Raw genomic sequence first — 15,371 nt, forward strand, 5'->3', positions numbered from 1 at the left:
AACAAGCTTTAGTAATATTACAGACCAAAGCAATAAAAAGGTCTGAGACCTTAGTAGTCAAATTCTACGTTTGCAATTTTCTTTTTCAAAGCTTCCATTTTTTCCTCTTGAAGAACTTTTTTATACTCGATAGGCATAATTTTTATGAACTTGTTCACTTCTTCATTCCAGTTTTCAAGAATATTCTTCGCTAATGGGCTTTTAGTATATTTATAATGTTGAGAGATTAATTGATGCAGTTCTTTATTATCTGTACTATCTTCAATTAAAGAGAGTTCAACCATTTCCATATTACAGAAGAAATCAAAATCTCCATCTCCATTATATACATAAGCAATTCCACCACTCATACCTGCTGCAAAGTTTCTCCCTGTTTTTCCTAAGACAACAGTACGTCCGCCGGTCATGTATTCACAACAATGATCACCTGCTCCTTCAACAACAGCTATTGCTCCACTATTTCTTACGCAGAAACGTTCGCCAACCTGTCCGTTAATATATACTTCACCACCTGTTGCTCCATACAATAAAGTATTTCCTGCAATAATATTATCCTGAGGTTTGTAAGTTGATGTAGTAGGGGGTACAATCACTAGTTTACCACCAGACAGCCCTTTACCAACATAATCATTAGCATCACCTTCAAGCTTGAAAGTTACTCCATGAGAAAGGAACGCTCCAAAACTTTGTCCCGCAGATCCTTTAAAGGTACATTGAATAGTATCGGTAGGCAATCCGTCATTTCCATAACGTTTTGCTATTTCACCCGAAAGCATAGAACCAACAGCTCTATCTGTATTTTTTATGGAACGAGACAGTTCTACAGGCATGGCTTTTTCAATGGCTGGACGAGAAGTTTTTATCAATTCAACATCCATTACTTCCTGTAATTTATGATCTTGTCCTTTAACTTGTTTTACAGCGTTCATTTTAGCAGCTTCGGGGGAGTAAATGATTCTCGATAAATCTAACTTACTCAATTTACTGCTCGAATTATCTTTTACATATTTCAGCAAGTCTGTACGTCCGACAACCTGATCTAAAGAAGTAAATCCAAGAGCAGCTAGATGCTCACGGACCTCTTGAGCCAAGAAGCTGAAATAGTTAATCAAATATTCACTCTTTCCGATAAATTTCTTTCTCAGTTCTTCATCCTGAGTAGCAACACCTACTGGGCAAGTATTTATATGACACTTACGCATCATTATACAACCAAGAACTATCAATGCACTTGTAGCAAATCCAAATTCTTCGGCTCCAAGCATAGAGGCCACTATAATGTCATGACCTGTTTTTAATTGTCCATCAGTTTGCAAGCGAATTTGTCCACGTAAATCATTAATTACAAGTGTTTGTTGAACTTCTGCTAATCCGATTTCGAGAGGTAAACCTGCATGTTTGATTGAACTTACAGGACTTGCTCCTGTACCTCCTTCGCATCCGCTTATCAATATAAGATCGGCTTTTGCTTTTGCAACTCCGGCAGCAATAGTACCAACACCACTTTCGGACACTAGCTTCACACTCACAATAGCTTGCGGATTGACATTCTTCAAGTCAAAAATCAATTGAGCCAAATCCTCTATCGAGTAAATATCGTGATGTGGGGGAGGAGATATCAATGAGATTCCGGGAATAGAGTGACGTGTTTTAGCAATCACTTTATCTACTTTAAAACCGGGTAACTGACCACCTTCTCCGGGTTTTGCTCCCTGAGCTATTTTGATTTGAATTTCGTCTGCATTTACCAGATATTCGGTAGTCACACCAAAACGCCCTGAGGCAACTTGCTTAATAGCCGATCGGGCATTGGTTGCAAAACGCTCGGGTAATTCTCCACCTTCACCTGTATTGCTTTTTCCTCCGATGGCATTCATGGCAATCGCCATCGCTTCATGAGCTTCGCGGCTGATCGAACCGAATGACATAGCACCCGTTACAAATCGTTTAGTTATTTCCGAAACAGGCTCTACTTCATCAAGATTGATAGGGGTATTTGTATCAAAATCCAAGAAATCACGTAAGAATAATTTTTCTTCTTTTTTATCAATGGATTCCGTGTACTCTTTGAACTTCTTATAACTGCCCAAGCGTGTAGCCAATTGAAGTTTGGTTATCGTTTCGGGATTCCAAGCATGATCTTCACCATCACGTCTCCAAGCATATATTCCTTGATTAATTAACGAACTGTCGATATAATCAACTTCGTATGCTTCGGTGTGGGCTTCAATTGTATCGGCTGCAATATCTTTCAGGTCTATACCTTCAATTTTAGAAGTTGTACCCTTGAAGTATTTATTTATAACAGCAGAGCTAATTCCTATTGCTTCAAACAGTTGAGCACCTAAGTAACTCTTTAAAGTAGAAATACCCATTTTAGAAAGGGTCTTCAACAATCCTTTGTCGATAGACTTAATGTAGTTCTTTTCTGCTGTATGGAAATCGAGTTGAATAGTTCCGCTTTTCACTAAATCTTCGAGAACTGCAAATGCCAAATAAGGATTAACCGCATTAGCTCCATATCCAAATAATAGGGCAAAGTGCATCACTTCACGAGGTTCGGCAGATTCTACTACAATATCAATCTGCATACGTTTACGGCGATCTATCAAGTAATGATGAACCGCAGAAACCGCCAACAGCGAAGGTATTGCCACATGATTGGCATCAATACCTCTGTCGGAAATAATGATATAGTTACTGCCTTTGTCTACAGCTTTTTCAGCTTTCAAACATAAATCTTCGATAGCTTTTTCTAAACCTGCCGCACCGTCTTTAGGATTGAATAATAATGATAAGGTTTCAGCTTTGAAACCTTTATACTCGATATGTACTAAAAGGTCAAGTTCACGATTAGTAATAATAGGATGCGACAAGCCAACCATCTTACAATGTTCGGGCATTGGCTCCAATATATTTTTATGAAGCGAGCCTATGTAACCTGATAATGACATTACCAATTCTTCACGAATAGGGTCAATAGGAGGGTTAGTTACTTGTGCAAATAACTGACGGAAGTAAGTAAATAAACGATAACGTTTACTTGACAATACCGCCACAGGAGTATCATTCCCCATGGAAGCTATTGGTTCTTTACCATCCACAGCCATTGGTGTAATTATTCTCTCAATATCTTCTTTATAATATCCGAAAACTTTTAAATGCTGAGAATAATTATCCAGAGAGTATTTAATACTTCTTCCAGAAGAAATATCGTCTAACGAGATTCTGTTTTTATTTAACCAATCTCTATATGGATAAGCTTTTGCTAAGCTTTCTTTTAATTCGGGATCATATTGGATAGTACCCTCTAGGGTATCTACCATCAACATTTTACCAGGTTTCAAGCGTCCTTTTTCTTTTATCTCCGAAGGCTCAAAAGAAAGAACACCGGTTTCAGAAGCTACCACCATTACATCGTTGTGCGTAATAAGGTAACGAGCAGGGCGAAGTCCGTTTCTATCTAACAAACCTCCAGCATAACGTCCGTCTGAAAATAGTATGGTTGCAGGCCCATCCCAAGGTTCCATAAATATACTGTGATATTCATAGAATGCTTTAAGATCGGAAGATATTGGGTTTTTAAAGTTCCAAGATTCGGGAATCATCATTGCCAAAGCATGAGGTAATGATTTGCCCGACATCACAAGAAATTCCAATACATTGTCAAACGAAGCACTATCACTCATTCCATGTTGTACGATAGGCCATATTTCTTTCATGTCACCCAAAGATTCTGATTTTACAACACTTTCGCGTGCTTCCATCCACAATCGGTTACCTCTGATAGTATTTATTTCTCCATTATGTCCTACCATTCTGAATGGCTGAGCCAAATCCCATGTAGGAAACGTATTTGTACTAAAACGAGAGTGTACTAAAGCTATTCCACTTGTAAAATTAGGATTTAACAAATCGGGGAAATAATGTCTCAATTGAAGAGAGGTAAGCATCCCTTTATATATAATCCTCTTAGTTGATAAGCTGACAATATAAGAATTACGTTTATCCTTAATTGTAGAACTCAAAATTACTTTCTCTATCTTTTTTCTTAACAAATAGAGTTTCAGTTCCAATTGATCTTGCGATAAACCTTCTCCTGTAACAAATATTTGTTTGATAGTCGGCTCACTGGCTTTTGATGTTTCGCCCAAAATATCGCTATTCACAGGTACATCCCTTACTGCCAAAAGGTTTAAACCATCTCTCTCAATAAGATCCGACAGTGTAATCATATAGATCTCAGCTTCCATTTCGTCCTTAGGAAGAAATACAAGCCCAGTACCATAATGTCCTTTTTCGGGAACGGGAATGCCTTGAAGAAGAATAAATTCGTGTGGTATTTGTAGCATAATACCTGCACCATCACCAGTTTTGCTATCGGCACTCTCAGCTCCACGGTGCGTCATATTTTCCAATACTTGTAAACCATTTTCTACAATGGCGTGTGATTTAGCTCCTTTAAGATGAAGAATTAAACCAACACCGCAAGCATCGTGTTCATATGTGGGGTCGTATAACCCATTTTGCTCTACTAATGATAAGTCTTGCATATTACTTAGTTGATATAAGATAAGTGAATCAATATTTTCTTTTTACCCCATCTAAAAGACTAAAAAGACAATAATATCTGCAAATATAATATATTTTGTTACTTTTAAATTGTTTTTATAGTCAAAAATTCAAATTTTAACAAAAACAATACGTTTAAACATTCATTTATTTACTTTTTGGGAACTATTTATACCATTTAAGTGTTTTTATTCTACAAAAACATACAATTACAAAATAAAATAACATATATTTGTCAAAATTTCGACTAAAAACAAACTAATAATATGTGTGGATTCGTAGGAGCATTCGATTTAACGCAAGATTTAACTAATCTACGTTCTCAGGTACTAAAAATGGCAAAACGCATACGTCATCGTGGTCCAGATTGGTCTGGAATCTATTGTGGCGAGAAAGCAATATTAGTACACGAAAGACTTTCTATCGTTGATATTAAGTCAGGTGGTCAACCCTTATACAATAAAGATAAGAATCTTGTATTAGCTGTAAATGGCGAAATATATAATCATCAAAATATACGAAATCGATTTAAAGGAAAATACGAATTTCAATCTAATTCTGATTGTGAAGTCCTATTAGCTTTATATCAAGAAAAAGGGATAAATCTATTTGATGAGCTCAATGGTATTTATGCTTTTGCTCTTTATGATATCGAAAACAATTCGTACCTGATTGGTCGCGATCATATGGGAATCATTCCTTTATATATGGGATATGACGATTTCGGACAATTTTATGTAGCCAGCGAGCTAAAAGCTTTGGAAGGTATATGTCCCAATATCAAAGAATTTCCGGCAGGCTACTATTATGATAGTCGCGATGGAGAGCTTAAACAATGGTACAAACGCGATTGGATGGAGTATGACAATGTAAAGGACAATAATACAGACTTAGAAGTTCTTAAAAAAGGACTGGAGGATGCTGTCCATCGCCAATTAATGTCTGATGTACCTTACGGAGTACTACTTTCGGGAGGATTAGATTCATCTATTATATCTGCTGTTGCCAAGAAGTTTGCAGCCAGACGTATCGAAAATAACAATGAGACCGAAGCTTGGTGGCCACAGTTACACTCTTTTGCTATTGGTTTAGAAGGTGCACCCGATTTAATTGCAGCTCAAAAAGTAGCAGATTATATAGGAACTGTACATCACGAAATACACTTCACCGTAGAAGAGGCACTTGATGCTTTGAGTGATGTTATTTATCATATCGAAACTTACGATGTAACCACAGTACGCGCATCTACACCTATGTATCTACTTGCCCGTTTTATCAAATCGATGGGAGTGAAAATGGTACTATCAGGAGAAGGTTCTGATGAAATATTCGGAGGTTATTTATACTTTCACAAAGCACCCAATGCAAAAGCTTTACACGAAGAAACTGTTCGTAAACTAGATAAATTACATTTATACGATTGCCTTCGTGCTAACAAAACATTGGCTGCTTGGGGAGTTGAAGGGCGTGTACCTTTTCTTGACAAAGAATTTATGGATATTGCGATGCGAATGAATCCACAGGATAAAATATGTGGAAATGGAAAGATGGAAAAATATGCTCTACGTAAAGCATTCGAAGGATATTTACCAGAAAGTGTAACATGGAGACAAAAAGAACAATTCTCGGATGGTGTTGGCTATAATTGGATTGATACCTTGCGTGAAGTGGCTAGCAAAAAAGTGACTGACAAGCAAATGGAAAAGGCCTCAGAGCGTTTCCCTATTAATCCGCCTATGTCTAAAGAAGAATATTGGTATCGTACAATGTTTGAAGAACATTTCCCTTCGGCATCCGCTGCGGGAACCGTACCTTCCGTTCCATCCGTAGCGTGCAGTAGTGCCGTTGCTTTAGAATGGGATGCTTCATTCAAAAACAGAATAGATCCATCTGGACGTGCAGTAAAAACCGTTCACGCCGAAGCTTACGAAAATTAAGTCCTAAATATTTAACGCACATAAAAGCAATGTAGAAGCGATTCTATATTGCTTTTTTCGTTTACAAGCATTCTATTGAGTAATTTTGTGTTAGTGAGTAAATAATTTGAAACCCTAAATTATCCAACACATGAAAATTAAAAACACAGCTATAGAATTAATAAAAGGAGACATAACAACAATTCATGCAGATGCTATAGTTAATGCTGCAAATTCTTCTTTACTTGGTGGCGGAGGAGTTGATGGAGCCATTCACAGAAAAGGTGGTAGCCAAATTTTGGAAGAATGTAAAATCATTAGAAGCAAGCAAGGTGGATGCAAAACGGGTGAAGCTGTATATACTACCGCTGGTTTACTTCCTGCAAAATATGTAATACACACAGTCGGTCCCATATGGAATAAAAGCAATACGAACAATAACCAACTTCTTGCTAATTGCTACTATAATTCATTAAATATTGCCAAAGATCTGCAAATAACTTCCATTGCTTTCCCCAATATAAGTACTGGAGTTTATAAGTTTCCTAAAATCGAAGCTGCTGAGATTACAATTAATGCAGTAAAATCTTTCCTTGAAACGGAAAGTAGCCAATTAAAGACTGTTATTTTTGTGTGCTTTGATGATGAAAACTACAAGTTATACCAAGAAATATTAGCCATCTGAAACAACCTAAAGATATATTCCTCACTTATATTATGACAATATAATCAGTAAAAATCTAGCAAGATGGTATTTTGGTTTAAATCCTAAAGTAAAGTTTAAATTACAAATCATCTAAAGCTGTAATATCTCTAAAAGCAAGAATTAATCAGATTCGTTTTTCATTATTCAAAGAAAAACCAGACAGTTATAATATCTGTAATATTTCAAAATACTGCCTTACAAATAATATTAACTATAATAGAAATTTGTGTGCTTATTTACTACAATAAATCTCATGTTATTCTATTTTAGGAAATAAGACAATATCTATCTTAAATATAATAAGTTAGTATATTTTCAGCAAGCAATCACTTTAACTATCTTTTTGAAACAAATAAAAAACAAATAATCTCAAAATGATATTTTTATCACAACAAACATAAAAAATACACATTAAATCTTGCGAGATTAAATAATTTATATCACTTTTGTAGTATAAAAAATATCAGACTAAAAAGTTGCTATTTAAAAGGATGAAAAACTTGAAATTTACAAAGATGCATGGTGCAGGAAATGACTATATTTATGTCAACGGATTGACAGAAAATATAGAAAATGCTTCGCAACTTGCAATTAGCTTAAGCAACAGAAATTTCGGAATAGGATCAGATGGTCTTGTTCTTATATTACCATCAAACAGTTGTGATTTCAGAATGCAAATGTTTAACTCCGATGGCTCTGAAGCTGAAATGTGCGGAAACGCAACCCGATGTGTTGGTAAATACGTTTATGATAATAAACTAACCAACAAAAAAGAAATTACATTAGAAACTAAAGCTGGAACTAAATATATCACATTGCTTGAAGGAGACTCTAAAACTCGCAAAGTAACAGTAGATATGGGAGAACCAATTCTCGATCCAACTCTAATCCCTGTAAATATTACTCAGAATCCTGTTCTTAACTATCCACTAAACATCGATGGAAAAGAGTGGCAAATTTCTTGTGTATCTATGGGAAATCCTCATACAGTAGTTTTTACAGAAGGAATCAAAGATTTTAATTTACCTGTATTAGGTCCAAAGTTCGAGACAAACCCAATATTTCCCCGTAAAACAAATACCGAGTTTATAGAGGTTATAGATCGTAACACTTTAAACATGCGTGTTTGGGAACGTGGGGCAGGGGAGACTCTTGCTTGCGGAACAGGTGCTTGTGCAGCGGCTGTTGCTGCTATATTAAACGGACATTGTGATAGAAAAATAAAAATACATTTATTAGGTGGAGATTTGGATATCGAATGGCGTGAAAGTAACAATCACGTATATATGACCGGTGAAGCCGTAACTGTATTTGAAGGAACAATTTTATAAGGTCTCAGACCTTTTTATTGTTTTTAATTGAAAAATATACCAATAAAATAGTTAGTACAAATGGTATTGATAAACGAAAATTATACGAAACTGCCGGGAAGCTATTTATTCTCGGAAATAGCTCGAAAAGTAAACGAATTTAAAATAGCTAACCCCACAGCAGATGTTATACGCTTGGGTATTGGCGATGTAACCAAGCCTCTTCCGCAAGCTTCTATAGATGCGATGCATAAAGCTGTTGATGAAATGGCTTCTGCCGAAACTTTCAGAGGATACGGTCCTGAACAAGGTTATGACTTTTTAGTTAACAAAATTGTAGAAAATGATTATAAAGCTCACGGATTAGATATTCAAACTGACGAAGTATTTGTCAGCGATGGTTCTAAAAGTGACACAGGTAATATCGGTGATATTTTAGGTACAGATAATATTGTAGCTATTACTGACCCTGTATACCCAGTATATATCGATACTAATGTAATGGCTGGTCGTGCAGGCGATTTAGGCGCAGACGGTAAATGGAATAAAATTGTATATTTACCTTGTACTGCCGAAAATAACTTTGTACCCCAATTACCAACTACTAAAGTTGACATTATCTATTTATGCTATCCAAACAATCCATCGGGAACTACGCTTACTAAAAGCGAATTGAAAGTCTGGGTTGATTATGCATTAGAAAACAAAGCTTTAATTCTATTTGATTCTGCATACGAAGCATATATCACAGAGGATGATGTGCCTCATAGTATTTACGAAATTGAAGGAGCTAAAAAAGTAGCTATTGAATTTCGCAGTTTTTCAAAAACCGCAGGATTTACAGGTACACGTTGTGCGTATACAGTTGTGCCTAAAGATTTAATGGCATATACTAGCAAAGGTGAGGAAGTTTCTTTAAATAAATTATGGAATCGTCGCCATACAACTAAATTTAATGGTGTACCTTACATAATTCAACGCGCAGCCGAAGCTTGCTATTCTCCCGAAGGAAAAAAGCAAGTGAAAGATACTATTGAATATTATCTGAACAATGCAAAAATAATAAGAGAAGGCCTTACTGAGCAAGGATTAAAAGTATATGGAGGTATAAACTCTCCTTACATTTGGGTGAAAACTCCAAATGGTATGTCTTCTTGGGAATTTTTCGATTATCTCCTAAATGAGCTAAATGTGGTAGGAACACCCGGAGTAGGCTTTGGTCCTAGTGGCGAAGGCTACTTACGACTAACTGCTTTTGGTACACTCGAAAATACAAAAGAAGCCGTTCTTCGACTAAAAAAAATAAAACTCTAAATAACAAAACCCAATTAAACTAGCTTAATATGTCAAAGTTACGTTTTAAAGCTGTTGCTGCTGCTGCAAACAGAAAACCCGTAGAGGTTGAGAAGCCTAAAGAAAAAACGTCAGCGTATTTTGGAAACAAAGTTTTTAACCGTAAGACAATGATTCAGTATTTGTCTAAAGCTACTTTCAAAGCTATAACCAAAGTTATAGACAAAGGAGAAGTTATAGACAGAGCAATAGCCGAGCATGTTGCTGCGGGTATGCGTATGTGGGCTTTAGAAAATGGAGCTACACACTACACTCACTGGTTTCATCCATTAACTGATGGTACTGCCGAAAAGCATGACGCTTTTGTAGAGCACGACGGAAATGGTGGTATGATCGAAGAGTTTAGCGGAAAAATATTAGCTCAACAAGAGCCAGATGCGTCTAGCTTTCCATCGGGAGGTCTTCGTAACACTTTCGAAGCTCGTGGATATTCGGCATGGGACCCATCTTCACCTGCATTTATTATTGGCGATACCCTATGTATACCAACTATATTTATATCATATACAGGAGAGTCTTTGGATTATAAAACTCCTTTATTAAAATCTATATCAGCTGTAAGTAAAGCTGCAATGGATGTTTGCCACTATTTTGATCCTCAAGTATCTAAAATATATTCCTTCTTAGGATGGGAGCAAGAATACTTCCTTGTAGATGAAGATTTATACGCAGCTCGTCCTGATTTAGCTTTAACAGGTAGAACTCTGATGAGTCACGAAAGTGCAAAAAATCAACAATTGGAAGACCACTACTTCGGATCAATTCCACAACGTGTATTGAAATTCATGGAAGACCTTGAATACCAATCATACGAATTGGGTATTCCTGTAAAAACACGTCACAACGAAGTAGCACCTAACCAATTTGAGTTAGCTCCTATATATGAAGAATGTAATTTGGCAGTAGATCAAAACTTATTGATTATGTCATTAATGGAAAAAATAGCTCGTAGCCATTCTTTCCGTGTACTTCTTCATGAAAAACCATTTAAAGGCATCAATGGATCGGGCAAACACAACAACTGGTCATTAGGAACAGATACAGGTGTTAATCTTCTTTCTCCAGGTAAGGATACTGAGGAAAACCTTCAATTCATTACCTTTATTGTAAATATTTTAGCTGCCGTTCATAAAAACAATGCATTGCTAAAAGCATCGATATCTTCTGCAACCAACGCTCACCGCTTAGGTGCAAACGAAGCTCCTCCTGCAATTATATCTGTATTCTTGGGTACACAAGTAAGTGATATTCTTGATAAATTTGAAAGCAGTAGCGTAAAAGACGCAATTGTTGTTGACGATAAAAAAGGAGTAAGTTTAGGTGTAGGTCAAATTCCAGAGATTTTACTAGACAATACCGATCGTAACAGAACATCACCTTTTGCTTTTACAGGTAACCGTTTCGAATTTAGAGCTGTTGGATCGTCTGCAAACTGTGCTTCGGCAATGACTGCATTAAATGCTTCGGTAGCCGAACAATTAAGAACTTTCAAAATTGAAGTTGATGCACTTATCAACAAAGGCAAATCGAAAGAAGAAGCTTTATACGAAATCCTGAAAAAATATATCAAAGAATCAAGAGTCATCAGATTCAATGGTAATGGATATAGTGATGAGTGGAAAGTTGAAGCTAAGAAAAGAGGTTTAGATTGCGAAACAAGTGTACCTGTTATCTACGATAGCTATACTTCAAAGCAAAGTATCAAAACTTTTTCGGGCATTCTATCAGAAGTAGAACTTCATGCTCGTAACGAAGTGAAATGGGAAACTTACGTTAAGAAAATCCAAATTGAATCTCGTGTTCTTGGAGACTTAGCTCTTAATCATATTATCCCCGTAGCTATTACATACCAATCTATTCTATTGGAAAATGTAGCCAACCTACAAAAGATATTTACAGATCCTGTAAAATTCCAGGAAATGGCAGAAGAACAAATTCGCTTAATCGAAAAAATATCAATTCATGTAAATGCTGTAAATGCAAAAGTACATGGTATGATTGATGCTCGTAAAAAAGCAAATAACATAGAAAGCGAACGCGAAAAAGCAATTGAATATCACGATGCCGTAGCTCCATTCTTAGACGAGATACGCTACCACATCGATAAATTAGAACTTATTGTTGATAACAACATGTGGCCTCTACCTAAGTACAGAGAGCTATTGTTTTTGAGATAATACTCTTCTTTAATAAGTTATATAGAAAAAGGCTATCTTAATAAAATAAGATAGCCTTTTTTATTCCTTTTTTCGAGTCTTTGAAATAACCTATTATACAAAAAAACTATGCTTACACACTGCGGAACACAAATGATCGAATCTAAAAATTTAACTCTAAGACAATTCTCTTATGATGATAACAAAAATATGCTTGATTATTGGGTAAGTGACCCTAATATACAATCTATGTATTCGGAACCCATATACACTACTGAAGAGGAAGTAAAAGAATTGCTAAACAACTACATAACATCTTATTCTCAAGAAAGCTATTATAGATGGGCAATCATAGAGAAATCAACCCAGATCTGCATCGGGCAAATAGCTTTTTTTCTTGTAGACAGTAAAAATCATTTTGGAGAAATAGAATATTGTATTGGAAGTAAATTTCATCGCAAAGGATACGCCTCTGAGGCTGTAAAAAATATTCTTCAATATGGATTTGAGAAAATCAATTTCCACAAAATCCAAGTTTGTCATAAGGAGAACAATATAGCATCAAAAGGAGTAATAAGAAAAGTCGGCTTCAAATATGAAGGCACACTAAGAGATTAACATGAACAATAACTATGTTAGCCGACTATACTATTCTCTATTAAAAAGCGAATGGATAAATTAGAATGGAACAACATCATTACCTGACATAGGAGGAAAGCTTTCAGCAGAAGGAGTAGTACTCATTTTAGACATGAATTGTGCTCCATCGGCATTATATTCGTCTTCCACATTCTGAAAACGAGCAAACTCACTCTTGAATCGAAGTAGAACGTCTGCGGTTGCACCATTACGGTGTTTTGCTATAATAATTTCGGCCATTCCTAATAAAGAATTACCCTTTTCATCTTCCAATATTTTATAATATTCAGGACGGTGTATAAAACATACCATATCTGCATCCTGCTCAATAGCTCCCGACTCACGAAGGTCAGATAATTGAGGACGCTTACCTTCAATACCTGTACGTCCCTCAACTCCACGGTTAAGCTGCGAAAGAGCGATAATAGGAATATTCAATTCCTTTGCTAACCCCTTAAGCGAACGAGAAATCATACTTACCTCTTGTTCACGGCTACCATAAGCCATTCCACTAGCATTCATCAACTGCAAGTAGTCAATAATAAGCATTCTCACACCATGCTCACGAACAAGACGACGTGCTTTAGTTCTTAATTCGAATACCGACAAACTTGGTGTATCATCTATAAATAGGGGAGCGTCATATAATTCTTTTATCTTAAAGTCTAGCTGTTCCCACTCATATGGGGCAAGCTGACCGTTCTTTATCTTCTCACCGGGAATCTCACAAGTATTTACGATCAAACGATTTACCAGCTGAACGTTTGACATCTCCAGAGAGAATAATGCTACAGGATAATTATATGTTACCGACATATTTTTAGCCATAGACAAAACGAAAGCCGTTTTTCCCATCGCAGGACGAGCTGCTATAATAATCAAGTCAGAATTCTGCCAACCCGAAGTAATCTTATCTAGATTATGGAAACCTGTTTGCAACCCGCTTAATCCTTCTGGACGATTGGCTGCGATTTCCAAAAGCTGTAAAGCTTCTTTAATAACCGGATTAATCTGTTGCACATCCTTTTTCACATTACCTTGCGACATCTCGAATAGCTTACTCTCTGCTTCCTGCATCAAGTCATCCACATCAAATGTTTCGTCAAAAGCTTTATTAGTTATTTCCGAAGAAAAACCAATCAATTCACGTGCCAAATATTTTTGAGCTATAATGCGAGCATGAAACTCTATATGTGCCGCAGAAGCCACTTTTTCAGTAAGTTGAGCAATATAAACAGGACCTCCTACGGATTCTAACTCTCCTGTCTTCTTTAATTCTTCTACTACTGTAAGCATATCCACAGGAGCCTGTTTAGATATTAAACTTACAATAGCACGATACACTATCTGGTGTATAGTATCATAAAAACTATCAGGTTTCAAGATGTCACTCACCAATGAATAAGCATCTTTTTCGAGCATAAGCGCCCCTAAAACAGCCTCTTCTAATTCTCTTGCTTGTGGTTGAATTCGTCCGATCTCCGGACTTTGCATTGTATTATCTTTGGCTCGGCCTCCTTTGCGTTGCTGACCTTTCTTGTTATTTTCCATAATGAGTTTTACCTAAAAGTATTCCAAAGATACATTAAATTTATTCGTATAAAAAGATAAAGTTATCAACACTAAATGTCAATAACTTTATCTGTATTTTCGATATTTTACTTAAATATCAATATATTAAGCGTCTATATTTCAAGGATTGTATTTTGATTGCTTGAGAATATTTTGCATATCCGATTCTTTAATTATCGAATCTAAACTTGCACCAGTATTTGCAGCATATGCTTTTACTATCTGCCAACCAATCCATGCACCTAATCGACCTGGAGAATCTGTTGAAATTGTTGCTGTATATGGAGCTTCCTCCAAATACTTTAAGATAGTCATATAATCAGTAGTGAACAGATAATTTTGATCAACTGTAACTTTCCATATCTCTTTTTCTTTATTCTTGCTCCAGTCTAGTTGTTCAGAAGTATAACCAATTAAGGCAGCCTCCCCCCAATTAGGTAGAAGTAATTGCAAAGTATATAGAATTTTTCCTTCATTTATAATTTCCGCCAATAAATCCTTACGCTTATTGGAAATTGGTATTTCTGTGAGAATCCACGCTTTAAGATAATCTCGACTAATCATTTCCGGTTTCATTTGCTGACGTTGATAGTCTTCAAAAAAATCTTTATAACCTGAATAATCCGTACCTAGATATCTATCAGAAGAAATAGAAATAAAATCAGCTAGAACAATTGTATTAGCTTTAAAGCCCGAGACATGCATTCCTAAAGTAGGCAATTGCTTACCTGCAAAATACTTTCGAATAAGTTCATCTGCAACTGATAATTCTTTCTCATATGGAAGCACCACACTAAACGTATCCAAAGCATCCTTGTATATTTGAGAAAGCATCGGATTTGAGAAATAGCCTTTTAAGTCAGAAAAATAAGACGCAACACTAATATCAGAATTATTAATAGTTACAGTCCCAAAAGCTTCCATAAACTTTCCGTATGACCCAATTAGAGAGTCTTGTTGTAGTGAAGATGGGTTTTGTAAATATCTATATAAATCCTGATCGAAGCGCTTAATGCTAATTAATTCGCCTTGATTTTGTATCGATGCAGAGTCATTCCGTTGTTTACTATTGCTGGTACAACTATACAGTGATGATAATGAAACGAAAAGGAAGAGTAAAGTGATAACATACTTCATATTAATTTAA

The 15,371-nt window shown here is 36.0% G+C and carries 9 protein-coding genes; 6 read left to right on the forward strand and 3 right to left on the reverse strand.

Going from position 1 to position 15,371, the window contains the following annotated elements; translation table 11 throughout:
- Positions 1-50: 50 nt before the first annotated feature.
- Positions 51-4,553: a glutamate synthase large subunit gene (gene gltB / locus IR022_RS05195; protein ID WP_194202883.1), complete on the reverse strand. Its 4,503-nt coding sequence runs from the start codon at positions 4,551-4,553 to the stop codon at positions 51-53.
- A gap of 285 nt (positions 4,554-4,838) precedes the next feature.
- Here gltB and asnB point away from each other — a divergent pair, with 285 nt between their 5' ends.
- The 6 genes from asnB (at position 4,839) to IR022_RS05225 (ending at position 12,631) form a co-directional block, all read left to right on the forward strand.
- A complete protein-coding gene (gene asnB / locus IR022_RS05200) occupies positions 4,839-6,509 on the forward strand; it encodes an asparagine synthase B (RefSeq protein ID WP_194202884.1) in 1,671 nt (556 codons plus the stop codon).
- Between the two features lie 130 nt (positions 6,510-6,639).
- Positions 6,640-7,173, forward strand: coding sequence for an O-acetyl-ADP-ribose deacetylase (locus IR022_RS05205; protein WP_194202885.1), 534 nt, complete (start codon positions 6,640-6,642; stop codon positions 7,171-7,173).
- A gap of 512 nt (positions 7,174-7,685) precedes the next feature.
- Positions 7,686-8,525 (forward strand): diaminopimelate epimerase, encoded by an 840-nt coding sequence (gene dapF / locus IR022_RS05210; RefSeq protein ID WP_199330268.1) that lies wholly within the window; start codon positions 7,686-7,688, stop codon positions 8,523-8,525.
- Between the two features lie 60 nt (positions 8,526-8,585).
- On the forward strand, positions 8,586-9,818 hold the full coding sequence (locus tag IR022_RS05215; RefSeq protein ID WP_194202886.1) for an LL-diaminopimelate aminotransferase: 1,233 nt from the start codon (positions 8,586-8,588) through the stop codon (positions 9,816-9,818).
- A gap of 29 nt (positions 9,819-9,847) precedes the next feature.
- Positions 9,848-12,034, forward strand: a complete 2,187-nt coding sequence (locus IR022_RS05220) for a glutamine synthetase III (protein WP_194202887.1) — start codon at positions 9,848-9,850, stop codon at positions 12,032-12,034.
- A gap of 108 nt (positions 12,035-12,142) precedes the next feature.
- On the forward strand, positions 12,143-12,631 hold the full coding sequence (locus IR022_RS05225) for a GNAT family N-acetyltransferase (protein WP_199330269.1): 489 nt from the start codon (positions 12,143-12,145) through the stop codon (positions 12,629-12,631).
- Between the two features lie 60 nt (positions 12,632-12,691).
- Here IR022_RS05225 and dnaB read toward each other — a convergent pair whose 3' ends face one another.
- Together dnaB and IR022_RS05235 are read right to left on the reverse strand one after the other, a co-directional pair.
- Positions 12,692-14,146, reverse strand: a complete 1,455-nt coding sequence (dnaB, locus tag IR022_RS05230; RefSeq protein ID WP_194202970.1) for a replicative DNA helicase — start codon at positions 14,144-14,146, stop codon at positions 12,692-12,694.
- A gap of 198 nt (positions 14,147-14,344) precedes the next feature.
- Positions 14,345-15,361, reverse strand: a complete 1,017-nt coding sequence (locus tag IR022_RS05235) for a hypothetical protein (RefSeq protein ID WP_194202888.1) — start codon at positions 15,359-15,361, stop codon at positions 14,345-14,347.
- Positions 15,362-15,371: the final 10 nt, after the last annotated feature.

It is taken from the genome of Dysgonomonas sp. GY617 (genome assembly GCF_015233815.1).
In the GTDB taxonomy this organism is placed as follows: domain Bacteria; phylum Bacteroidota; class Bacteroidia; order Bacteroidales; family Dysgonomonadaceae; genus Dysgonomonas_A.